Source organism: Rossellomorea sp. H136 (genome assembly GCF_056838065.1).
In genome coordinates this window covers 3,775,759-3,798,537 of the sequence record NZ_CM166371.1, presented here as the reverse complement: position 1 = coordinate 3,798,537, position 22,779 = coordinate 3,775,759, and the positions used below count along the sequence as shown (strand labels likewise).

General features: G+C 41.2%; 22 protein-coding genes. 18 read left to right on the top strand and 4 right to left on the bottom strand.

Features of this window, described 5'->3' with window-relative positions:
- Positions 1-151 precede the first annotated feature (151 nt).
- On the bottom strand, positions 152-604 hold the full coding sequence (locus tag ACYH0O_RS19410; protein WP_113969746.1) for a universal stress protein: 453 nt from the start codon (positions 602-604) through the stop codon (positions 152-154).
- 108 nt (positions 605-712) lie between these two features.
- Between ACYH0O_RS19410 and ACYH0O_RS19405 the strand changes: the two genes are divergently transcribed.
- The 7 genes from ACYH0O_RS19405 to ACYH0O_RS19375 all read left to right on the top strand — a co-directional run bounded on the left by ACYH0O_RS19405 (position 713) and on the right by ACYH0O_RS19375 (position 10,131).
- The gene (locus ACYH0O_RS19405; RefSeq protein ID WP_188048589.1) at positions 713-862 is read left to right on the top strand and encodes a hypothetical protein; all 150 of its coding nucleotides are present in this window, start codon (positions 713-715) and stop codon (positions 860-862) included.
- A 401-nt stretch (positions 863-1,263) separates the two neighbouring features.
- Positions 1,264-2,748 carry a helix-turn-helix domain-containing protein gene (locus ACYH0O_RS19400; protein WP_482629981.1) on the top strand — a complete coding sequence of 495 codons (1,485 nt, stop codon included), beginning with the start codon at positions 1,264-1,266 and terminating at the stop codon, positions 2,746-2,748.
- Between the two features lie 276 nt (positions 2,749-3,024).
- Positions 3,025-4,605 (top strand): BCCT family transporter, encoded by a 1,581-nt coding sequence (locus ACYH0O_RS19395; RefSeq protein WP_482629980.1) that lies wholly within the window; start codon positions 3,025-3,027, stop codon positions 4,603-4,605.
- 26 nt (positions 4,606-4,631) lie between these two features.
- The gene (locus ACYH0O_RS19390; RefSeq protein ID WP_482629979.1) at positions 4,632-6,167 is read left to right on the top strand and encodes an HAL/PAL/TAL family ammonia-lyase; all 1,536 of its coding nucleotides are present in this window, start codon (positions 4,632-4,634) and stop codon (positions 6,165-6,167) included.
- Between the two features lie 54 nt (positions 6,168-6,221).
- Positions 6,222-7,895 (top strand): urocanate hydratase, encoded by a 1,674-nt coding sequence (gene hutU / locus ACYH0O_RS19385; protein ID WP_482629978.1) that lies wholly within the window; start codon positions 6,222-6,224, stop codon positions 7,893-7,895.
- A 1-nt stretch (position 7,896) separates the two neighbouring features.
- Positions 7,897-9,156, top strand: coding sequence for an imidazolonepropionase (gene hutI, locus ACYH0O_RS19380; protein ID WP_482629977.1), 1,260 nt, complete (start codon positions 7,897-7,899; stop codon positions 9,154-9,156).
- A gap of 3 nt (positions 9,157-9,159) precedes the next feature.
- Positions 9,160-10,131 (top strand): agmatinase family protein, encoded by a 972-nt coding sequence (locus tag ACYH0O_RS19375; protein WP_482629976.1) that lies wholly within the window; start codon positions 9,160-9,162, stop codon positions 10,129-10,131.
- A 277-nt stretch (positions 10,132-10,408) separates the two neighbouring features.
- Here ACYH0O_RS19375 and ACYH0O_RS19370 read toward each other — a convergent pair whose 3' ends face one another.
- The gene (locus ACYH0O_RS19370; protein WP_149157140.1) at positions 10,409-10,975 is read right to left on the bottom strand and encodes a TetR/AcrR family transcriptional regulator; all 567 of its coding nucleotides are present in this window, start codon (positions 10,973-10,975) and stop codon (positions 10,409-10,411) included.
- Between the two features lie 159 nt (positions 10,976-11,134).
- Between ACYH0O_RS19370 and ACYH0O_RS19365 the strand changes: the two genes are divergently transcribed.
- The 6 genes from ACYH0O_RS19365 (at position 11,135) to ACYH0O_RS19340 (ending at position 17,557) form a co-directional block, all read left to right on the top strand.
- Positions 11,135-13,192, top strand: a complete 2,058-nt coding sequence (locus tag ACYH0O_RS19365) for an efflux RND transporter permease subunit (protein ID WP_482629975.1) — start codon at positions 11,135-11,137, stop codon at positions 13,190-13,192.
- Complete coding sequence (locus tag ACYH0O_RS19360) at positions 13,189-14,985, top strand: YhgE/Pip domain-containing protein (RefSeq protein WP_482629974.1); 1,797 nt, start codon at positions 13,189-13,191, stop codon at positions 14,983-14,985. Before ACYH0O_RS19365 ends, ACYH0O_RS19360 begins: the two co-directional genes overlap by 4 nt.
- Before the next feature lie 163 nt (positions 14,986-15,148).
- Positions 15,149-15,808: a hypothetical protein gene (locus ACYH0O_RS19355; RefSeq protein ID WP_482629973.1), complete on the top strand. Its 660-nt coding sequence runs from the start codon at positions 15,149-15,151 to the stop codon at positions 15,806-15,808.
- A 109-nt stretch (positions 15,809-15,917) separates the two neighbouring features.
- On the top strand, positions 15,918-16,457 hold the full coding sequence (locus tag ACYH0O_RS19350) for a GNAT family N-acetyltransferase (protein WP_482629972.1): 540 nt from the start codon (positions 15,918-15,920) through the stop codon (positions 16,455-16,457).
- A 99-nt stretch (positions 16,458-16,556) separates the two neighbouring features.
- Complete coding sequence (locus ACYH0O_RS19345; protein WP_482629971.1) at positions 16,557-16,928, top strand: iron chaperone; 372 nt, start codon at positions 16,557-16,559, stop codon at positions 16,926-16,928.
- A gap of 35 nt (positions 16,929-16,963) precedes the next feature.
- Complete coding sequence (locus tag ACYH0O_RS19340; protein WP_482629970.1) at positions 16,964-17,557, top strand: YdeI/OmpD-associated family protein; 594 nt, start codon at positions 16,964-16,966, stop codon at positions 17,555-17,557.
- A 340-nt stretch (positions 17,558-17,897) separates the two neighbouring features.
- Here the strand turns inward: ACYH0O_RS19340 and ACYH0O_RS19335 are convergent, their stop codons facing one another.
- A complete protein-coding gene (locus ACYH0O_RS19335; protein ID WP_482629969.1) occupies positions 17,898-18,254 on the bottom strand; it encodes a hypothetical protein in 357 nt (118 codons plus the stop codon).
- Positions 18,255-18,432: 178 nt separating this feature from the next.
- On the opposite strand from ACYH0O_RS19335, the gene ACYH0O_RS19330 reads away from it, so the two are divergent.
- The 5 genes from ACYH0O_RS19330 to ACYH0O_RS19310 all read left to right on the top strand — a co-directional run bounded on the left by ACYH0O_RS19330 (position 18,433) and on the right by ACYH0O_RS19310 (position 21,685).
- A complete protein-coding gene (locus ACYH0O_RS19330; RefSeq protein ID WP_482629968.1) occupies positions 18,433-19,104 on the top strand; it encodes an HAD family hydrolase in 672 nt (223 codons plus the stop codon).
- Positions 19,105-19,388: 284 nt separating this feature from the next.
- Positions 19,389-19,574 carry a hypothetical protein gene (locus ACYH0O_RS19325; protein WP_482629967.1) on the top strand — a complete coding sequence of 62 codons (186 nt, stop codon included), beginning with the start codon at positions 19,389-19,391 and terminating at the stop codon, positions 19,572-19,574.
- A 125-nt stretch (positions 19,575-19,699) separates the two neighbouring features.
- Entirely contained in the window at positions 19,700-20,530 is an 831-nt protein-coding gene (locus ACYH0O_RS19320; RefSeq protein WP_482629966.1) for a sugar nucleotide-binding protein, read from the top strand.
- A gap of 152 nt (positions 20,531-20,682) precedes the next feature.
- Positions 20,683-21,168, top strand: a complete 486-nt coding sequence (locus tag ACYH0O_RS19315; protein WP_482629965.1) for a hypothetical protein — start codon at positions 20,683-20,685, stop codon at positions 21,166-21,168.
- A complete protein-coding gene (locus ACYH0O_RS19310; RefSeq protein ID WP_482629964.1) occupies positions 21,161-21,685 on the top strand; it encodes a hypothetical protein in 525 nt (174 codons plus the stop codon). Before ACYH0O_RS19315 ends, ACYH0O_RS19310 begins: the two co-directional genes overlap by 8 nt.
- A 117-nt stretch (positions 21,686-21,802) precedes the next feature.
- On the opposite strand, the gene ACYH0O_RS19305 is transcribed toward ACYH0O_RS19310, so the two are convergent.
- Positions 21,803-22,741, bottom strand: a complete 939-nt coding sequence (locus tag ACYH0O_RS19305) for a DMT family transporter (protein ID WP_482629963.1) — start codon at positions 22,739-22,741, stop codon at positions 21,803-21,805.
- Positions 22,742-22,779: the final 38 nt, after the last annotated feature.

The window sequence follows — 22,779 nt, the reverse complement described above, 5'->3', positions numbered from 1 at the left end:
CTCAACTTTCCCGCTTCTCCCGCAGGAGTCGAGCACCCTCCGCTCCAATCAACTTATCGGGGTTTTGCTTTTCCTTCTTTTTCATAAGCGTAGCACAAAAAAAGCCGTTCTTCGTAGATTTCTACGTACAACGGCTTTTTCTTCTTTAGATTCATTCTTCGACTTCTTCCGTCCGAACAACAAGAACATCACAATGGGCAGCTCGTGTGATATGTTCGGAGACACTTCCGATAAGGAATCGTTCGACGGCGTTGAGTCCGGTTGCGCCGCATATGACAAGGTCTGCTCCTACGTTCTTTGTTGCTTCTCTTGGGATGATCACTTTCGGGGAGCCGTACTCGACATAGGTTTTCACTTTTGTTAACCCTGCTTCTGCAGCTTCTGCTTTGTACTCTTCTAACAATTCTTCAGCATACTTGATAGCTCTTTCTCCTACCGTCCGATCATAGGATTCGATTGCTGCGAAGGAACGGGTATCGATCACGTGTATCAGTGAAAGAATTGCATCATTCCGTTTTGCGATGGCAATCCCTTTTTTGAATGCCCATTCCGCTTCTTTGGAGCCATCAACAGCTACTAATATGTTCTGATATTTTAAACTCATTGTTATCCCCTCCTTACCCTTATCATACTATATTTTTCCACTCATATCTGTAGCAAATTTCCGAACACTAAAAGGGAATAGATAACTTATTTATAAGGGGGAATCGACATGAAGAAGAGGGATCCGAAAGAGCAGTTTTCGTATGACGAGCAGGCGAATGAGCAAGTGAGCCAGCAAATCATGGATTCTTATACGAGTGGTGTCATTGATACCGAGAATGGTCATTATTCACATGATAATCAAGAGTATGAGAAGTAGGTAATATATTAAAGAGATTGAGTCCTTTGGGTTCAATCTCTTTTTTACTTTTCCATCGCGAGTGGGAAGTGCTTAATTTAGTGAATAAGTGCCGGTATGGCCAAGTAGGGAATTTCGAATAGAGTTAAATGAATGGCTGCTACGAACAGCTTAGCTTGCATTCCAACTCCTTAATACAGCTGTCATCATTAATCTGATGACATTCCCAACATATAGAGTTTGCCATTTCCAAGTTATTTAATTACCTTTCCTAACTTACACTTGTAAATAGTTGATAGTATACTTTATTTATTATGTTGCTCTGGGAGTGAATGTACTATTCTATATTTTTCTATAAGCAAGGGAGGAATTACAGTGGAAGTACAATTGAAAACAGTATATACAAAGGGTTTGAGGAAAATATGAAAATCGTAATTGCCGAACGGGATAATCATGAAAGAGTGGCGATAGAGTGGCTGATTTCGACCTATTCTATACCCATTAACAATGTTTTTGTAACGAAAACAATTAAGGAAACAATGGCTGTTCTCGAAAAAGAACTTCCTGAAATTCTCTATTTAGAATTAGATATGATCCCAGCCGAACATTGGTCGTTAATTACAAGATATGTTAAAACATTTTCACCCAAAATTATTACTGTTACAGCAGAAGCGACATTTGATCGAGCAAAACAGGCAATTGAACTAGGTGGAGTGGATTTACTTGTTAAGCCACTAGATCCACTCAAAATTAAACAATGTCTTAGAATGGCATTGTCACTCGTTGTACAAAGAGAAACAATGGATGTCTTTTCCTCTCAGAAGGATGAGGGGTATTCATATCAATCGATATTTTTAGATCAGGAGCAAAATAATGGGGATACCGCACTGATGCTATTGCATACGGAAAATAATGAAAAACTGGCAGATTTGCAACAATTTTTAACGTATTTTCCATTTCGCGAACATCCGACGATACTACCCTTAACAGATATGGTTGCCTGTCTATTCAAAAATCCAACCCAGCATATAAGAGAAGAAGCATGGAAAATTCTGAGGGAATGGGAAGCATTTAATATTGAGCCTCTTGCCGCGGTTATTATCCCACCAAATACTGAAATGAAAACTGTACATGAGATGTATTTAGAAGCTAGAAGACTATTAGAAATGACATTTTTTATCGGTTACCGTCAAGTCATTTTACCGAAAGAAGAATACGAATCTTGGTATGAAATGGATCCGTTTTTAACCTCGGCTGAACAGCGGGAGTGGGTAGATATGTTAAATAGTTTTCATAAACAGAAAATAAAAGAATGGATGCATCAGGAATTTTTACATATGGAAACGCCCTTTCCTAATCCGGAGAAGTTAAGAACAAGACTCACAAGCATTCTAGCTCAAGTAAGGCGGTTTATGAAAACCTACCAACTTGAACATGGTGAAATGGAAGAATATTATATGAAAATATTTTCAGAGATTTTGTACAATCGAGTGTTATACCGAATTGTCCAAGAAATGCTTTTATTTTTATATGAATTACTTGATCGTTCTAAGGTTGGTGACGTCTTTGCGAAAAAAGATGTGGTTGAAAGAGGGATTCTTTATATAGAAAAAAATTATTTTAATCCTGATTTAACATTAGAAAATGTTGCAGAAGCAGTAGGACGAAGTACAGCCTATTATAGTCATTTATTAATGAAAAAGCAGGGAATGTCGTTTCGACAGCTTTTAGCGAATAAACGTATTAACGAAGCAAAACGACTCTTAAACTCGAGCCAGCTCTCAATTAAAGAAATTGCTGATCAAGTAGGGTTCCGTAATCCTAGCTATTTTACTAGACTTTTTAAAGAATTGACAACGATGCCGCCTCGTGACTATCGTTTGCACATGAGAGAGGGCATGGAGTAGCTTTAGATGCTTATTTTAAAAATCGTAAATAAGTATAAGAATCGTAAATAATTATAAGATTTTAAGTAGAGTAGCATAAATGAGACAAGTCTTTTCGAGAAAAAGTATCGAATTTCAAAAATTAATCATCTATTTTTAACCTAAATTTTTCTCTATAATTATCAGTATATTCAGATAAGGTGAATCTATCTATAAGGGTAACAAAAACCAATTTTGTCCCTTATAGAGACTCGAATACTTTATTTTTACGAAAGAAACTAATTAAAGGGGGAATCTATGGTGTCATTGGAAATAGAGAAAAAGGCTCCTGAAGTAGTCGTAGATAAAAAGCAACAAACGCGTTTATCCGTATTTTTACCGGCATTTCTAGTAGTTGGAGGCGGAGCTATTTTAGGAATTGTGAACAATCAATTGTTGACAGATATTTCGATGAAGGGTTTTATAGGTTCTTTACGTGGACTTGGGTGGCTTTATCAAATCATCTCAATTGTGGCACTCGTCATTGTATTTTTGGTAACGTTTTCGAAAATAGGTAACATTCGTTTGGGAGGTGCAGAGGCAAAGCCTAAATATCCGTTTCTTGCTTGGTTTGCGATGGCTTTAACGGGTGGGATTGCCACGGGAGTCATTACATATGGAGTAAATGAACCGATCATTTACTTTGGGAACATTTATGGAGAAATGGCCAATACAGGTGTAGAACCTGGTACTTCAATGGCTGCGATCTACGCAATGGGACGCTCTTTTTACAATTGGTCATTCATTCCTTACGCGATGTATTCATTGAGTGGTCTCATCGTTGCCTATATGTATTTTAATCGTAAAGCACCATTGTCTGTAACAGGAACATTAATACCATTGTTCGGTATCAAAATTACAAAGGGTGTTTGGCCTGGCATTATCGACACATTAGCGGTATTAGCAATCGCGCTTGGCTTAGCTTCTTCACTAGGAGCAGGTTTAGCATTGGTCGGATCGGGGGTCGAGACTTTTTATGGCATTCAGCAAGGACCGATGGTGTGGTTCGTCCTAGTTGTTGTAATTACTGGATTGTTTACTATATCAGCTTTAAAAGGGTTGGATAAAGGGATTCGTCGCATGTCAGATATTAATGCAAAAGTGTTTTATATCCTGCTACTAGCCCTGATTATTATTGGTCCTACTTTATATATTTTGGAATCGTCAACAGCAGGAATGGCCCATTGGCTACAAAACTTCTGGGGCTGGGGACTTGATCCAGGAATAGTAGGCGGGGAAGCTCTAGTAATGTGGTGGACTTTATATGACTGGGCGATCTGGATTGCCTATGCACCTTTAATGGGTATCTTCCTTGCGATTATCTCTTATGGCCGAACGATTCGCCAGTTTATGTTAATCAACTGGATTTTACCAGCTGTTTTCAGTATTGTCTGGTTCGGTGTTTTTGGTGGAACAGCCCTACATTGGCAACAAAACAATACAGTTGACTTAGTGTCAACAATTAATGAAAGTGGAGCAGTTGCAGGATTATGGGCTTTCTTAGCTAATTTACCATTGGCTATCATCATTATTCCTATCGTAATGATTGCGTTAATCCTTTCATTTGCCACAGCAGCAGACTCGATGGTTCGTGCAATCGCAATGTTATGTACCGTTAATATTCATTATGATGAAGAACCAGCGAAATGGAAAATGCTGATTTGGGCGGTTTCCATTGCGATCATTGCCTTCGTGATGGTAGCTTTCGCAGGCGGAGTACAAGGCGTGGATGGTGTGAAATATCTAGCTGCATTAGGTGGCTCAGCGGTTCTCTTCGTCTTTGTCTTACAGGTTTGTTCAGCAGTGAAAATGTTCTTTATTGATAAAGTTGAAAAATGATCTTACGTAAGAAAAGAGGGTTAAACATGGCGGATCAAGGAATGAAAAAAGTAGCCCTAGGAAATGCAATCACATTAGAGATGTTGGTCTCCATCGCGCGTTATGGTGCTCATGTTGATTTTTCAGATGATTACCGCCAGCGAGTTGAGAGGTCATGTCAGCTAGTAAACAAGTGGATTGATGAAGGAAGAATCATGTACGGGGTAAACACTGGCTTTGGTGCCCTATCAACACAAATAATCTCCCGAGATCAGACAGCACTGTTACAAAAGAATATTCTTTTATCCCATGCAACATCAGTTGGTGAACCATTAGATGAAGAATGCGTAAGGGCCATTATGCTCATTGTGCTGCAAAACTTAGGGCAAGGGTATTCTGGTGTCCGGATATCCACATTGGAGATGTATCGCCAATGTTTAAATTGTGGTGTTATCCCGTTTGCGCCTCGTGAAGGTTCGGTTGGATATTTAAGTGTTGAAGCTCATATCGCTTTGGTGATGATCGGGGAAGGGAAAGCTTATGTGAATGGGGAGCTCTTGCCAGCGAAGGAAGCTCTCCGTAAAGCAGGGCTTGAGCCGATTGGCCTCTCTGCAAAAGAGGGCTTAGCGTTAATTAGTGGAACAACGAGTCCAACCGCAATTGGAGCGCTAGCATTATCGGATATGCTACAAGCAGCAAAAGCCGCCGACATTATCGGTGCGATGGCATTAGAGGTCTTGCGAGGAACAACACGTGCCTTTGATGACAGGCTGATGACAGCCCGTCCGCATGAACAACAACGAAATACAGCAGCCAATTTGAGAAAAATTTTAGAGGATTCCATGATTGCTAAACAGTCGGTTGATCATCGCTTGCAGGATGCCTTGTCGTTGCGGGCAATTCCTCAATTGCATGGGGCTGCGAAGAAGACGCTTCTTGATGCGTTAGCTACCTTTGAGGTCGAAATGAATGCATGCAGTGACAATCCGATTTTATGGCCTGGTGAAGATGGCGGTGCGATTTCAGGAAGTAATTGTGACTCATCGTACGTCGGCATTGAATTAGACTCCGCATGCATCGGGGTGACGGCCATTGCGAAAATGTCTGAACGACGAAACAATCGTCTTATCCATTCTCATCTTTCAGATTACCCTGCTTTCCTTGTCCAGAACGCCGGACTTAATTCAGGGCTAATGATTCCACAGTATTCACAAGCCGGACTTTTAAATGATATGAAACTATTATCTCATCCTGCAACAGTTGACGGTATACCGACCTGTGCCGATCAAGAGGATTATGTAGCGATGGGGTACAATTCAGCGAAAAAGGCACGGGAAGTAGCACAAAAGCTTGAGTATGTATTATCAATTGAGCTGTTGTCCATTTATAATGCTCATCAATTTGTGGACAGTGAGCTGAAACCGGGTTCTGCATCAACGACGGTGCTGGAACGCATTGAAAAATCAATACCAAAGATGACCGAAGACACGTATCTTTACCCTTATATAGAACAATTAAAGGATTTTATTCATACAGGTGAGATCATCTCAGTCGTAGAAGAGAAACTTGGTAAGCTACTGTAAGCGTATTTTATAAAAAAAATTTCATTAAATAAAATTGTATAGGAGGCAATCACTATGGAACATACAAAAACGGAAAAGGTTATTCGCTATCGAGGGACAGAATTAAATACAAAAGGTTGGTTGCAGGAAGCTGCACTTAGGATGTTAATGAATAATTTAGATCCTGAGGTTGCGGAAAGACCGGAAGATCTCGTTGTGTATGGTGGAATCGGGAAAGCGGCACGAAACTGGGAATGCTTTGATGCGATCGTCAAGTCACTAAAGGAATTAGAGAATGATGAGACATTATTGGTTCAATCAGGGAAACCGGTTGCGATTTTTAAATCACACGCTGATGCACCGCGAGTACTAATTGCGAATTCAAATATCGTCCCTGCCTATGCAAATTGGGAAACGTTCCATGAGCTAGACAAAAAAGGTTTAATGATGTATGGACAAATGACTGCTGGAAGCTGGATCTATATCGGTTCGCAAGGGATTGTCCAAGGAACGTATGAAACGTTTGCAGAGCTTGCAAAGCAGCATTTTGCCGGTTCACTCAAAAATACTATCACGGTAACGGCTGGTCTAGGCGGGATGGGTGGAGCTCAGCCACTTGCTGTAACGATGAATGGTGGCGTTTGTATTGGTATTGATGTTGACGAAAGCAGAATCGATCGTCGCATTGAAACTCGTTATACGGATGTGAAAACAGATTCCTTAGATATAGCAATCGAAATGGCTACAACGGCAAAGCTTGCAGGTGAAGCACTTTCCATTGGATTGATTGGAAATGCAGCAGATATTCTACCGGAGATGATTGCTAAAGGGTTTATCCCAGATATTGTGACAGATCAAACATCTGCACATGATCCACTCAACGGCTATGTTCCGTCTAAGATGTCACTTAGTGAGGCTGAAAAATTACGAGCGGGAAATGCAGAAGAATATGTTAGGAAATCAAAAGCATCAATGGCTCAGCATGTGCAAGCAATGCTCGATTTGATGGAAAAAGGCGCCATTACATTTGATTACGGAAACAATATCCGTCAGGTTGCCAAGGATGAAGGGGTTGAAAATGCCTTTGCCTTCCCAGGGTTTGTTCCAGCCTATATTCGCCCTCAATTTTGTGAAGGAAAAGGACCATTTAGATGGGTAGCACTCTCAGGTGATCCAGAAGATATCTATAAACTAGACGAAGTGATTTTACGTGAATTTAATGATAATGACCATTTATGTAACTGGATTCGTATGGCGAAAGAAAAGATTCAATTTCAAGGGCTTCCATCTCGTATTTGTTGGCTTGGTTATGGAGAGCGGGCACGCTTCGGTAAAATCATTAATGAAATGGTTGCAAAAGGAGAGCTTAAGGCTCCGATCGTCATTGGACGGGATCATCTCGACTCAGGTTCTGTTGCGTCACCGAACCGTGAAACAGAATCGATGAAGGATGGGTCTGACGTCGTAGCCGATTGGCCAATTTTAAATGCTATGATTAATGCAGTTGGAGGTGCTACATGGGTATCCTTACACCATGGTGGTGGAGTTGGGATGGGATATTCGATGCACTCAGGAATTGTTATTGTGGCAGATGGAACGAAAGAAGCAGAGGCACGAATTGAACGTGTACTTACAACAGATCCAGGAATGGGCGTTGTGCGCCATGTTGATGCCGGTTATGAATTAGCGAAGAAAACGGCGCGTGATAGAGGAGTAAACATTCCAATGTTAGAAATGGAGACTGAATAAGATGACAAAACCGGTTTGGATCAAAAATATTCATCAATTGGCAACTCTTGCATCCAAAGAGGTAGGTCCTCGTTCAAGAGAAGCGATGTCTAATTTAGGCATTATTGAAGATGGAAGCTTATGGGCTGAAGATGGAATCATAAAGGCGGTAGGGTCCACAATTGAACTAGAACAGCGGTATTCAGCAAGAATTGAGGAAGCTGAAATTGTGGATGCTGCGGGTCACTTAGTTACGCCAGGGTTAATCGATCCTCATACACATTGTGCTTTTGGTGGCAGCAGGGAACGAGAATTTGAAATGCGTCTTGAAGGTGTAGCATATATGGATATTATGAATGCGGGTGGAGGGATTCATGCGACTACCCGTATGACCCGTGAGTCTACTGAAGAAGAGATCATTAGCCAAACAACGAAGCGGCTTGATTCCTTTTTACAGCATGGTGTGACAACTGTTGAAGGAAAAAGTGGATATGGAATGAATCTTGAAACCGAGTTGAAGCAGCTAAGGGTAATGAAAAAACTACAGGAAACACATCTGATTGAACTTGTGCCAACCTTCATGGGAGCACATGCTGTTCCGCCTGATTACAAGGGCAGAGAGGAAGAATTTATCGATCATCTAATAAATGATATGCTACCTGTTGTCGCTGAAGAAAAGTTAGCGGAGTTCAATGATGTTTTTTGTGAAAAGGATGTTTTCACACCGGAACAATCAGAGAGAATTTTGGAAGCAGGGAAGAAGTACGGCTTGATCCCGAAAATCCATGCTGATGAAATTGTCGCTTACGGTGGCGCTGAATTAGCGGCTAAGGTAGGCGCGATTTCAGCTGAACACTTATTGAAAGCATCAGACGAAGGAATCAAAGAAATGGCGGAAGCAGGAACGATCGCCTGCTTACTTCCTGCAACGGCCCTTTATTTACGCGAGGAAGCAGCCGATGGAAGAAAAATGATTGATGAAGGTGTAGCTGTAGCTATTTCGACAGATTGTAACCCTGGGTCTTCGCCAACAACATCGATGCCACTTGTCATGAATCTGGCTTGCATCTCGATGCGAATGACACCTGCAGAAGCATTGACCGCAGCGACATTCAATGCCGCATGCGCAATTAATCGTCAAGATCGAATCGGATCACTAGAGGTTGGAAAGCAAGCCGATATGGTGTTATGGGACGTAAAAAGCTATCAAGAGCTACAGTATCTGTTTGGGGTAAATCACACGAAAGCTGTTTGGAAAAAAGGCGTAAAGGTGGTCGGGTAACACATGAGTGAGCAGTGGCTTCAACAACCGGAATGGTTGTGGAATGTGAATACAGACGACCCAACTTATGTTCACCATTGGGTTAGGCATCTAAAAGAGATCGAAGGAAAACCGGAGCTTGTATTATATGGTGCACCGATTTCCCGTTCTTCCATTAGTGTCTCAGGTGCATCGTTATATCCGACGGAATTTCGGCGAATGTGGAAGGGATTTGCCACCTACAATTTAGATGAAGATGTCGATTTAGTTGATTTGATTGTTGGGGATGCTGGAGATGTCGTGATGCATACAACAGATATTTCCTTGTCCCATAAACGTATTGAAGAGGCGACAACTTTTTTAGCTTCGAAATACTCTGAAACAATTACGTCGATGATTGGTGGTGACCATTCAACGACCGCATGTGCAGTACGAGGGATAAAGGAAGCCTTTCCAAATGACAGAATCGGGATTTTGCAACTAGATACCCATCTTGATGTGCGGGACCCGGCTGAATTGGGACCGGCAAACGGTACCCCAATCAGGCAGTTAATCGAGGGATCTACAGTTAGGGGAGAGGATATCATAAACATTGGTTTGCACGGTTATTTCAATGCTAAACCACTGATCACCTATGCTAAACATCATTCAATTCAAATGGTGACATTAAAGAATGCTCGCAAAGTCGGCTTTGTCCATACTGTTCAGAAGGCACTGAAACAGCTATCTCAAAACGTTGACCGGGTGTATGTAACGGTTGACATGGATGTACTCGATATATCAGTTGCTCCTGGAGTACCAGCTTCCACACCAGGAGGTTTGTCCACAGCTGAGCTATTCAATTCCCTACTCGAGATTGGGAAGCACCCTTCTGTCCGACATATTGATTTTGTATGCTTGGACCCGAGTAAGGATTCTGCGGTGTCAGAAACCGTTAAAACCGGTGTATATGCATGGCTGCAATTTGTTACGGGTGTTGTTTGTAGATCAAGATAAATTCCCTAATAGATTTCATTAATGGTAAAACGATATCAGAAACTGATTTTTTATGATCGATTCTTAATGGTTGGTAACCTCTTCAAATAGATGCATTTCAATTACGAAATTCTATCTGCGATCACTATTCAACCCCAATTGAGTACGGGAAATTTTGTTTAAAAACTTATGCCTGACATGATTATAATTAGATGTAGCAGTATTGAACACAGGTGCCTCCCCATTAGGCGTTATTCATTAACGTGTATGGGTAGGTATCTTTTTGTCTACAAAAAAACTACCTCACCCCCGACAACCCCCGATTAATAAAGCGGTGCAATATCACCGCCATCTCTTCAGGCGTCTTATCCATGCCATTTTCCACCCAATTTTTTATGACATGAATACTTCCGCTTACCATAAACATATTGATGTATTCATAGGTTTCTTGATCGATCCGGCTTTCGGTGATCCAGTTTTTGAAGATGAATTCGTGAGTGATGATCATGCCTTTTTTTAGAAAGTACATATCGGTGTTCTCGCTGAGAAGGGCCTCGCAGATGTCGCTTTTGTCGGCGATGTATTCGAATAGTTTTTCCGTCATTTGGAGGGCTTCTTCTTCTTTTGAGAAGTTGTACTTACCCAGTGTGACGGTCAGGTCCTCGATGAATTCTTCTTCGATTGCTTCGAGCAGTTCGTATTGGTTTGAGTAGTGGGCATAATAGGTGGATCGGTTGATGTCTGCAGTTTCACAGATTTCTTTGATGGTGATGCTTGAGATTGATTTATCCTGCAATAGTTTCAACAGGCTGTCTTTTAAAACCATGCGTGTATATTTTTTTCGTCGGTCCATTTTTGAGTTCAAAGATCAGCTTTCCTTTCCTGCTTTTTTTGAGTTATCCAACATACGCGAAAGATGTGTTGAGTATTGAACATTCCTTATGCAACTGTCCGTTGAATATCCAACACGGTGTTTATTATAATGATAATGTGAAAATGTGAAAGAGACAAGAGAGGATGAAAGATGATAAATATTGCATCTTGGATCATAAAGCATAAGAAAGCTGTTCTGGTTGCGTTTATACTGGTGACGGTGCTGTCAACGGCGGCGCAGTTTTTTGTGAAGGTCAATTATAATATGGTCGATTATTTGCCCAATGATGCCCAGTCTACACAGGCGATGGACATCATGGAAAAGGAGTTCACGGGTGCTGTTCCCGATACGCGGGTCATGGTGACGGGTGTGACGATTCAAGAGGCACTCGACTTTAAAGAAAAGCTGGAAGCCTTAGACGGCGTAACGGATGTGATGTGGCTGGATGATATGGTCGACCTGAAGACGCCTTTAGAAGTGGCGGACAAGGAGACGGTAGAGAATTACTATAAAGATCAGAATGCGCTTTTTTCCATCAGTGTCGCTACCGGGGATGAGGTCCGGATCACCGATGAAATCTATGAGCTGATTGGTAATGATGGTGCGATTGCCGGTGACGCGGCCAATACGGCAAGTTCTCAGAAAATGGCCGGAAGTGAATCGATGTATGCCGGGATGTTACTGGTCCCCCTCATTATATTGATTCTTGTCGTCTCAACGACTTCGTGGGTCGAACCGCTGTTCTTCCTGACAGCTATCGGGGTGTCGGTGCTGATCAACCTGGGAACGAATATCTTTCTTGGGGAGGTTTCCTTCGTCACTCAGTCGGTTGCCCCGATCCTGCAGTTGGCGGTGTCGCTGGATTACGCGGTGTTCCTGCTTCATAGCTTTTCCGATTACCGGAAAGTGACGGATGATCCTGAAGAAGCGATGAAGCTAGCGATGAAGAAGAGTTTTCCTGCGATCACGGCAAGTGCGGCAACGACGTTCTTCGGGTTTATCGCCCTTACGTTCATGGAGTTTCAGATCGGTTCGGATCTCGGGCTGAACCTGGTGAAGGGGATCGTCCTGAGCTTTATCAGTGTGATGGTGTTCCTGCCTGCACTGACGCTTGTTTTCTATAAATGGATGGATAAGACGAAGCATAAGAGCTTTGTCCCGAGCTTCACGGGTATCGGAAACAAGGTACTGAAACTGAAGGTTCCGAGCCTGATCTTTGTATTTGCCATTCTGGTTCCTGCCTTCCTGGGGCAAACGAATACTTCATTCATTTACGGGACGGGTGAGCAGCCGGAAAACACCCGTGTCGGGAGTGACTTCAAGAAGGTGGAAGAGTCATTTGGTGAAACGACGCCCATCGTTCTCTTAGTTCCAAAAGGAGATACGGCAAAAGAAAAGGAGCTCGTGGAGGATATCGAGTCCCTTGATTATGTGACAGGAGTCATGGCGTATGTGAACCAGGTTGGTTCTGAGATCCCGCCTGAGTATTTGGACAAATCGATTACGGATGAATTTTACTCTGAAAACTATAGCCGGATCGTCATTAACACGAATCAGGGTACGGAAGGAGAGGTCCCTTTTTCCATAGTAGAGAAGGTGGAAAAAGCGGCGGCGGATTATTACGGAGATGAAGCATTGGCACTTGGGGAGAGCGTGACGCTTTATGATATTAAGAATACCGTCAACAAGGATAATGTGGTCGTGAATGTGCTGACGGTCGTGACGATTGCCCTTGTGCTTCTGTTCAGCTTTAAATCGATTACGATTCCGGTGGTGCTGCTCATCACGATTGAAGCCGCCGTCTGGATCAATTTATCGATTCCATACTTCACGAATACTCCCCTCGTGTTTGTCGGGTACTTGATCATCAGTACGGTACAGCTTGCCGCGACGGTCGATTATGGGATTTTATTCACAGAGGCCTATACACATTATCGCAAGGAAATGCCTGCTAAAGAAGCAATGGTGAGAACCCTGGATGAGAAGACATTCTCTATTTCGATTTCGGCAGCGATCCTTTCGAGTGTCGGCTTTATTCTGTGGATCACCTCCTCCAATCCGATTGTTGGATCCATCGGTCTATTGATGGGCAGGGGGGCGCTGCTAGCCTTTATCATGGTCCTCTTTGTCCTGCCGGCGATGCTCCTGGTATTCGATAAAGTCATTAAGAAAACAACCTATAAAGCAAATTATTATGAGGAGAAATGATGATGAGAAAAAAACAATTACGTTATTCTGCACTCGCATTGATGCTATTTTTGCCTTCATTTCTTAGTGTACCAGCCCAAGCGGCAACGGAAGGAAAGGTCACGTCGAAGGATGAAGTCGTGTACGCGACATTGGACGCAGCTGGAGACCTGGATTCTATCTATGTCGTGAATACCTTCGAGGTAGCTCGTGCCGGAAAGATTCTCGATTACGGGGAATTCAGCAGCGTCAAGAATCTGACGGATCTGAAGAAGCTTGAGCTGGAGGGGCAGAAGATTGAAATGGATGCTCCAGAAGGAAAGTTCACGTATCAAGGAAACATGAAAGAAGATACAAAGTTACCATGGGATGTGACGGTATCGTATAGCTTGGATGGGAAGAAAATCGATCCATCACAACTTGCAGGTAAAAGCGGACACCTCGAAATCAACATCGATACTGCTGAAAATAAGAATGTAGGTACTGTATTCTATGAGAATTATTTATTACAGGTTTCCCTGAACCTGCCGAATACGTATGAGAACATCGAAGCGGCAGACGGAATGGTGGCGAATGCTGGGAAGAATAAGCAAATCACCTTTACTGTCATGCCTGGAAAAGAGAAAAAGCTAAGCGTGGAAGCGGATGTAGCGGACTTTGAGTTCGAGGGTGTTCAAATTGCGGCGGTCCCGTCCACACTTCCAATCGATACGACGGGAACAGAAGGTATGACGGATGACATGTCGGAGCTATCAGGTGCCATCGGGAAGTTAAATACCGGGGTGGCCGACTTGAAAAATGGTGTGTCCCAATTGAACGACGGGGCATCGAGCCTGCGCGACGGTTCGGCTCAATATAAAAATGGCATCATTGAATTGAACGGTTCTTCGTCTCAAATTGTCGGAGCCTCGAATTCTATCGGCGATGCACTGCGAACCATCAATCAGTCACTGGCAGCAAATCCTGCTGAAATGGATTTATCAGCTTTGAATGAGCTGCCGGCTGGTTTGAAGCAATTGGCAGATGGCCTGACACAAGCGGCGAATGGGTTATCGACCCTGCAGAAGAACTATTCTCGGGCCTATGCTGCATTGGACGGTGCGATGGCGGGAATCCCTGCTTCCGAGCTTTCGGAAGAAGAGATTGCCGCATTATACGAAAGCGGGGCGGATCCCCAGGTAGTGGATAAACTGGTAGAGTCCCATCAAGCTGCGCAAAAAGTGAAGGGGACCTATGCAAGCGTCAAGGAAGCCTTCGCTGCCGTGGAACCGACCTTGAATCAGGTGAGTGGTTCCGTCAACGAGATGAGCGGACAGCTGACTTCCATCTCGAATAATTTGTCTGCATCATTGAAAGAATCGGATATGAGCGGGTTTGCTCAGCTGCAAAAAGGACTGAGTGAACTGTCCGCCAACTACGGCGAGTTCCACTCCGGATTGGTCCGCTATTCAGAAGGCGTGGGTCAGTTAACCACTACTTACGGGAAGCTTCATTCCGGCATCGCTGAACTGACTGGCGGAACAAACGGATTAGAGAGTGGGGTCTCAGACCTTCACAAAGGAACGAGAGAATTGCATAAGGAAACGAAAAACCTGCCTGACAAAATGCAAGAGGAAATCAATAAGATGATGGCTGAATACGATAAGTCCGATTTCAAGCCTGTATCCTTCGTTTCCTCCAAGAACGAAAAAGTGTCCTCCGTGCAATTTGTGATCAAGACAGAAAGCATCGAAAAAGAAGAACAGGTAACGAAGAAAGCAGAGCAGAAGAAAGAAAAAGGGTTTTGGGATCTGCTGATGGATTTGTTTAAGTAACCTGAAAGTATTTGATGAATGACACAAAAGTGGTTATAGTAACCACTTCTGTGTCATTTTTTAGTGGAAAAAAGATTGTGTAAATTTGAATGTTTTGAAATAATCGGTATGGAAAAGAATAGCATTTTTGAAGAAGTTCAAGTTTATGAATGGAGGTGAAAGTATGGTAAAAAATAAAGGAGCACTTATTGGCTCAGCTGTAATTCTATGTATATGTATGTCTTTATTTTTCCCGTTTCCGGATAATGAAATGATACATGCACGCACTACTTTCATGTCATTTCCAATCAGCGATCAAAACGGATATAATCTGCTTGGAATCTTTGGATCCTTTTTATTCATCATCGCCATGATTTTACTCGTCAGGGGACTAAATAAATACCATTTTCGAACGGTGGTAATCGCTTTAATCGTTTACACATTACTCCCGTTGTTACTCATTCCGATGTATCAGGAAACGTTAGCTGATGGTATTGCAGCTGTTTCCTACGATGGAAAGGGTACATGCGATTTTGAGAATGTGGGTGAAGACGAAAACGTATTAAATGGTGAATGTAAACTCCACCTACAAAACCGCAGTGGTGAAACAGTGTCATTCCAAATTGAATTCCTGGATAGATTTTTCACTGAAGATGATACAAGATTGACTTCGCTCATGAATGTGAATGGCCCCTATATCATTACAATAGAAGCAAATAGGGAAAAGTCCATTCAGCTGAATGAATTACTCGACTTATCAGATGTTCCCAATCATAGTTACGGAGGATCTTCGATGAATATAAATATTAAATTAATTGACGGGGAGGCTACACGTATTTTGTAATGCCTCTTTCCTTACTATCGTGGTTCAAGCTAAAATGAAATGGAGAACCATGAATTGTTTCCAGACTAGAGTCAGCGGGACAGTCATTGATTAAATGGGGGACGTATTGATGAATCTTATATATGAAGTGATTCCAGAAGAAAAGGCAGAATACTGTCGTGACCTGTGCAACGAACTGATGGACTTTCAACAATCAAAGGCTACCATTACGCCGGAACGGTTTGACAGTATGAATTTTGATACCAGGATGCTGCCATCGATCCAAAGTGCTTTACACAATTACATAGTGGTGGTGAAGGGTCCTCATAAACATGACGAAATTGTCGCGTATGTGTATACCAACATTTCACCGAAAGAATCGTATTTGAATGATTTTGCCACGTTTTTCGATCTTTCATCGGTTAAGAAAGAGAACGTAGGTTGTCTATCCCAATTTTATATTAAAGAGGGGTATCGACAATTTGGAATTGGATCCAAGCTTTTTAATATGTCTATGGATTGGTTGAAAACCTATGAGGATGTGGAGGATTATTTTGTGTTTACATCGAATGGGAATCAAGAGGCGTTGGAATTCTATCAGCGGAAAGGGTTCTCGATTTCTCATGATATCCTGGACGGCTTTATCACGGTTTTACGAAGTCAACGCTGAGGTTAGGGGAGTTTTTGACTATCCCCGCTGGAAATTATATAGTTGAAATCAGTTAAGGTTTATCTTGAACGGCATCATTTTAAAGTAGGAGGGAACAAGATGGACGTTTTTGCACCATATTTAGCAGGTATCGATAATCCCGACCATCGCAATCGAATGGAGGAAATCTTGAAGTGGATTATGGAGAAATTCCCGCAAATGGAACCAGTGATGAAATGGAATACCCCTATGTTTACCGATCACGGGACATTTATCATAGGTATCTCCACTGCGAAACAACATGTAAGCGTTGCACCCGAGGAAGTAACCATGACGCATTTTGCCGATGGGATTGAACAAGCCGGCTACAGTGCCACCAAGGGCTTGTTTCGAATTAAGTGGAAAGACCCTGTAGATTACAAATTGCTTGAGGATATGATTACATATAATATTCAGGATAAAGCAGAATACACGGGATTTTGGCGGCAGTAGATAACACTTAGAGTTCATATAAGAAGGAGTGTTCCATGATGATAAAGCCGAATCGTAAGGTAGATGGATTTATAAAAAAAACGAAGACGTGGAAGGAAGAATTTGAGAGGTTGAGAAGCATCCTTCTTGGCTTTGAGGAGCTGGACGAAGAAATCAAGTGGATGCATCCTTGTTACACGCTAGAGGGTAAAAACATCGTGTTAATGCATGGATTCAAAGACTATTGTGCGCTTCTGTTTCACAAAGGGGCTCTGTTGAAGGACCCCCACGGGATTCTCATCCAACAAACGGAGAATGTGCAGGCAGCGCGCCAGATCCGGTTCACGAATGTTCAAGAAATCATAGACATGAAGCCAATCTTGAAAGCGTATATCCAGGAAGCCATTGAAGTGGAAAAAGCCGGTTTGCAAGTGGAATTAAAAAAGACGGAAGAATACACCATTCCGGAAGAGCTTCAATCTAAATTCGACGAAGTCCCTGCCTTGAAGACGGCTTTTGAAGAATTGACGCCGGGAAGGCAACGAGCCTACATTCTTTATTTCTCTAAAGCCAAACAATCCAAAACTCGCGAGTCGAGGATTGAGAAATATATGGAGCATATTCTTGATGGTAAGGGATTGAATGATTAGAATATGATGGTTGAAGTCTAATATAGCTGTATCTTACTACTTTGAAACTGTTTATTTTCTGAGGTGTCTAAATGATAAGGAAATTAATTGCAACGATTTATTTGTTGGTTGTTTTTACTATTAATTATTTTTATGATTTAAACAATATCTCTTTAATTGTTTTGTTTGCAATTTTCCTTATATTTTTATGGGTAGAAGATATAGCAAAACTAAAATCAAGTGGAAAATGAAATACTATGTTATTGAACGAACAAGGCAATAGCCGGGCTATTGCCTTGTTTAGCATTCGTGCACCTGCCATTAACAAACTACGAATCCTTCAGTCTAAGAAATTACGATATTATTGAAGTTGTATCGCATGTTTATCATCAATATTTTCTATGTGAGTTAAGGTACTCACCCCACTCTTTTTGTTATCATAGTGCACCAGGTAAGTTTGATCTTCTTCAATTAAATTCCATACCATAGGATCTTTTATATGTAATTTAGTTTTTGCGTCCTTCCAATACTCGCTGGACTGATCCCCACCAGGAGGAATTACGATCATATAAGCTTCTTCTTGTTCTTCAACATAATTCTTCTTCAATACTGTAACGATAGCTGATGTTGAACTTGTAGCAACCACATTATTTAAAATAAATAAGACGACAATTATCAACATAACGGTTAGAGTGATTATCCTTTTTTTATTCCTCATAAAGCTCTCCCCTGAATAAAACGATATCTTTTAATACTAACAATTAATTTGATGTACCAATAGTATAAAATCAAGAAAAAAGAATGGGACTTAGTTTCTTTTTTTGAAAATGTTTCTTGTGAAAGTGGTTGTGATTTGAAATAATTGGTAGTGAGAAGAGGAACAAGGAGAGAAGACAATGGTACAAACAATCATTTTCGACATGGATGGGACTCTATTTCAAACAAACAGAATTTTGGAATTATCACTGGAGGATACATTTGACCATTTACGATCTCGAAATTTATGGGATACTCTGACGCCAATAGATCAATACCGCGATATAATGGGGGTGCCCCTCCCGAAAGTATGGGAAGCCTTACTGCCTGATCATTCTCAAGAGGTGAGGGAACAAACAGATACTTATTTTCTTGAAAGTCTCATCCATAACATTGAAAAGGGTAGAGGTGCTTTGTATCCAAACGTAAAGGGGGTTTTCAGTTATTTAAAAGAGAATGATATTTCAATTTACATAGCGAGTAATGGCTTAATAGAATATTTGCAGGCTATTGTGAACTATTATCAATTAGATCGTTGGGTCACCGAAACCTTCAGTATCCAACAGATTCCAACGATGGATAAAGGTGATCTCGTGAAAACGATTATCGACAAATATGACGTAACGAACGGCGCAGTGGTGGGAGACCGTCTCTCGGATATCAATGCCGCTAAAGACAATCATCTGATTTCAATCGGATGCCGTTTCGATTTTGCCCAGGAAGCAGAACTTGCTCAGGCGGATTACATCATAGATGATCTGGTGGAACTGAAGAAGATAGTGTCTAAGATGAAAAATGAAAACATTTGCTAACCTATGATTGGTTAATGGAATAATCCTTTTTGGATTTGAATTACAAATTAGCTATAGAAGTGAGTGGAAAAGGAGGGAACAAGATGACTCTATTGACACCAATAATCATAACAGGCGCCGTATTGGCGATGGCTTGGATTGTAGGAAATAATGAGAAGGCTAACGAACAAACCAAGTGAAAAAAGAGATCCCATGAATAATAGGGACGAAGGCAAAATAGGTATATAGAAAGACTGTTGGTACAAGTTCCATTTTGTACTGAGCTCTGGATTGGGGCTGATTCTATGTATCGAAATAGAGATAGTATTGTGAATATCGTCATTGTATTGCTCTTTTCCATCCTTATCTTTCATATCATCCGGATCATCCTTCACGTTAAGGTTTACTTCGTGTATAGCATGGGGATGGGATATCTTTTATTTATTGGACTAATCATCTTCCTGATTATGTTCCTTTATTTTAAAAGGTGACGGTCCTCAAGGAAAACGCAATTAAGTGGATTGCGTTTTTTTATTGGACATTTAAAGGGTTTTCACAGGAGTTTAGTAGAATATGAAAAGTGAGAATACAATTTCTGAGAATGGAGGGATGTTAAATGAGGAAACTGCTCGTATTCGGCGCAAGCGGATTAGTGGGGAAAGCGTTGGTGGAAGAGTGCAAAGATTCCTTTGATGTATATGGGACGTATGCAACCAGACCAGTAAATCTTCCTGAAGAAAAACAATTTCAATTAGAGATCAGCGATATGGATAAAATGAAAGAAATCGTCCAATCCATCAAGCCCGATAGCATCATTTCTTGTCTAAGAGGTGATTTCGATCAACAGCTTGAATTTCATAGGGAGCTGGCATTGGAAATCGAAAACACAGAAAGCGTACTCTATTATTTTTCCACGGCCAATGTGTTTGATGGTGATTTCACGAAGCATCATTCAGAAGAAGACACTCCTAACGCTGCATCACCTTATGGTCAGTTCAAAATTGAGTGTGAAAATATGTTGCAGAAAGTTTTAAAGGAACGTGCGGTAATGATACGAATACCGCAAATTTGGGGGAAGAAGTCACCGAGATTGGATCAAATCAGAAGTGGAATTGAGAATAATTCGATCGATGTATACAGCAATCTGGAGTGTAATCATTTAACGGATGAATTACTTGCAAAACAGCAGAAATACATCATCCTCCATAAACTTAAAGGAGTTTTTCACCTTGGTGCAGTCGATATGATGACACAAGATACTTTTATTAAAAAATTACTCAGTAGCCTTACGGACAAAGAAATAAAATTTCATTATCGTTTGCTTCAAGATACATCCGATACATATTATTTTGGATTGAAGAGCATTCGAAACGATCTTCCGGAGAGCTTGTTGAAGACGAATAAAGAAATGATAGCCGAATTAGTTAATCCAGATGGTTCATCATGAAAAATCTTATACAGGAGGGGGAATAACTGAATAGATCAGCCAGGTGATCTCTTCGGTTATTCTCCCTCTATTTTTGTTGATAGAGAATCACGTTCGCAACAATAAAAAGCCAAAAATCGGGAAGTCTAATACGAAAAGGGGTGAGCAGGAAGATGATTCTGATTTTATTATCGGCTTTAATTTCACTCGCATTGTTGTACTCTCTAAAGGGATTATTAAAAAAGTTCAGGGCGTTGGAGGTTTTAATCCTCAGTTTATTTAATTCCTTTTTATGCCAACATATCAATTTCAAAATCTTTTCTGCCTATGATCGACTCTCCGTTAAAGAAGAGATCATTCCCAGAGTAGTAAGTTATCTTCATTATGGCTTATTACTACCGCTCTTATTAATGTGGGTATTGTATTTCTTTCGTTCAAAGATACCAACGGTTTTTAAACTTATGATTGCCCTGGTCTGGATGGGGATTGATGTTGGATCAAAATATTTTTTATTACAAATAGGGATGTTAAAATCTGAGACTCCTGGATGGTATCCCATGATAGATGTATGGATCACAGCCGGAATTCTTCTATTTTCTTATATTTTTATGGTTCGTTTTGCCTTTATCTTAAAAAAGGAGCTCGTTTTTGTTGACTAACATACTGAAGATTCTAGAGCCTCTGACACCTAAAACGTTCGATAAAAATGAGATTTTTGTCCTTTTTATTGTTGTCCTATGCGTGTATATTTTGGTATTGGTCCACCATTTGGAACCACACTTACTGCAAACTGAAATCATTGCTTTGTTTGTTTTTAACCTTTTATTTGCCACAATAGGAGATCGTATCCTGGCAGAACCACCACTGGATTTTTACGACACACTCGATTATGGCCATGGGGAATTGTTTGACTCCATTCTGCAAATAGTCGTATACCCCATCCCGATCATCCTGTTCATTCACTTCTATCGAAAATGTAAACCGAACAAGATTGTCTATATATTATTGTATGCCTTCTTTCTTGTTGTGCTTGAATGGATTTCAATGAAATACTTTGACGTTTTTCAATTTAAAACGTGGAAAACATCCTATTCTTATCTTTTCTATTGTTTTACCTTAACAGTCAATCTAATTTTTGCTGAGCAGATTAAAAAATATTTAAGCAGGGGCATCTAGTGGAAAATCGAAATGGTGAATTCAATAATAGGTGTTTGCCGGGCTTTATGGTTTATAAGTGGCGTCTTAATATCCGGTATGAAAAGAAGCAGTGCTAAATAATCGGCACTGCTTTTTTTATGAAGACTTGACAGGTTGACTTGTTAACAACTTTGAAGGGACTTCGATTCCCTTTTCTTTGATGATACCAGGCTTGGACTTGAAAAGAGAAAACAAGACACATCCTGCTATGACAATGATACTGCCGACAGCTTGAAGCACATTCATCTTTTCTCCCAAAAAGACGAAGGCCAATAAGGCTGTGAATACAGGGTTGAAGTTCAAGAACAATCCTGACGTACTTGGTCCCAGGTAATTCACCCCGATATTCCATAAGACCATGCAGACAACCGTGGAAATAACGCCGGTATATAAGATGGACTGGACGAAAGAAGCATCAACATTGGTCACTCGGAACGTAGAAAGATTAAAAGGAAGAAGGATGAGAAGACCAAATATACCGGAGTATAAAATAGACATCATCGGTGTGACGGTTTTCATCGCCCACTTACTGCAAACGGAATAAATTCCCCACATCACAACCGCAGCCAGCATATAGAGATCCCCTTCATTAAATTGCAAGGAATAGACCATTTCCACGTTCCCTTTTGATAGGACAAGCAAGACGCCAAAGAGCGAGATGAACATGGTTAACAGTTGAAATGCGTTCATCTTTTCCTTTAGAAAAATAAAAGAGATTCCAGCAATGGAGAACATGTTTAACGTGGAAATCAGGCCAACATTGGTGGCAGAGGTCTTCTCCAAAGCCATGAATTGCAGTGCCTGAAAAAGGGCTACCCCTGTCAGGCCCATGAAAAATAACGGCAGTATCGATTGAATGGGTGGAACCAGCTTCTTTTCTTTCCACCAGACGATCGGGAACAGGCATACGATGGCGATGGCCCATCTTAATATGGTCAACGTTCCTGGGGATGCATGTTCCACAAGGGTTTTCCCCACTATGAAATTGCCTCCCCAAAGAAGACTTGTCAGTAACAATAGATAATAATATTTCACGTCATTCAGCCCCTTTTCGAAGAGCCATTGTGCACAAT

What these genes read in the sequence shown, in the direction of transcription:
- ACYH0O_RS19410 (WP_113969746.1), bottom strand. Translation starts at nt 604, where the DNA reads ATGAGTTTAAAATATCAGAACATATTAGTAGCTGTTGATGGCTCCAAA.
- ACYH0O_RS19405 (WP_188048589.1), top strand. Translation starts at nt 713, where the DNA reads ATGAAGAAGAGGGATCCGAAAGAGCAGTTTTCGTATGACGAGCAGGCG.
- ACYH0O_RS19400 (WP_482629981.1), top strand. Translation starts at nt 1,264, where the DNA reads ATGAAAATCGTAATTGCCGAACGGGATAATCATGAAAGAGTGGCGATA.
- ACYH0O_RS19395 (WP_482629980.1), top strand. Translation starts at nt 3,025, where the DNA reads ATGGTGTCATTGGAAATAGAGAAAAAGGCTCCTGAAGTAGTCGTAGAT.
- ACYH0O_RS19390 (WP_482629979.1), top strand. Translation starts at nt 4,632, where the DNA reads ATGGCGGATCAAGGAATGAAAAAAGTAGCCCTAGGAAATGCAATCACA.
- hutU (WP_482629978.1), top strand. Translation starts at nt 6,222, where the DNA reads ATGGAACATACAAAAACGGAAAAGGTTATTCGCTATCGAGGGACAGAA.
- hutI (WP_482629977.1), top strand. Translation starts at nt 7,897, where the DNA reads ATGACAAAACCGGTTTGGATCAAAAATATTCATCAATTGGCAACTCTT.
- ACYH0O_RS19375 (WP_482629976.1), top strand. Translation starts at nt 9,160, where the DNA reads ATGAGTGAGCAGTGGCTTCAACAACCGGAATGGTTGTGGAATGTGAAT.
- ACYH0O_RS19365 (WP_482629975.1), top strand. Translation starts at nt 11,135, where the DNA reads ATGATAAATATTGCATCTTGGATCATAAAGCATAAGAAAGCTGTTCTG.
- ACYH0O_RS19360 (WP_482629974.1), top strand. Translation starts at nt 13,189, where the DNA reads ATGATGATGAGAAAAAAACAATTACGTTATTCTGCACTCGCATTGATG.
- ACYH0O_RS19355 (WP_482629973.1), top strand. Translation starts at nt 15,149, where the DNA reads ATGGTAAAAAATAAAGGAGCACTTATTGGCTCAGCTGTAATTCTATGT.
- ACYH0O_RS19350 (WP_482629972.1), top strand. Translation starts at nt 15,918, where the DNA reads ATGAATCTTATATATGAAGTGATTCCAGAAGAAAAGGCAGAATACTGT.
- ACYH0O_RS19345 (WP_482629971.1), top strand. Translation starts at nt 16,557, where the DNA reads ATGGACGTTTTTGCACCATATTTAGCAGGTATCGATAATCCCGACCAT.
- ACYH0O_RS19340 (WP_482629970.1), top strand. Translation starts at nt 16,964, where the DNA reads ATGATGATAAAGCCGAATCGTAAGGTAGATGGATTTATAAAAAAAACG.
- ACYH0O_RS19335 (WP_482629969.1), bottom strand. Translation starts at nt 18,254, where the DNA reads ATGAGGAATAAAAAAAGGATAATCACTCTAACCGTTATGTTGATAATT.
- ACYH0O_RS19330 (WP_482629968.1), top strand. Translation starts at nt 18,433, where the DNA reads ATGGTACAAACAATCATTTTCGACATGGATGGGACTCTATTTCAAACA.
- ACYH0O_RS19325 (WP_482629967.1), top strand. Translation starts at nt 19,389, where the DNA reads ATGTATCGAAATAGAGATAGTATTGTGAATATCGTCATTGTATTGCTC.
- ACYH0O_RS19320 (WP_482629966.1), top strand. Translation starts at nt 19,700, where the DNA reads ATGAGGAAACTGCTCGTATTCGGCGCAAGCGGATTAGTGGGGAAAGCG.
- ACYH0O_RS19315 (WP_482629965.1), top strand. Translation starts at nt 20,683, where the DNA reads ATGATTCTGATTTTATTATCGGCTTTAATTTCACTCGCATTGTTGTAC.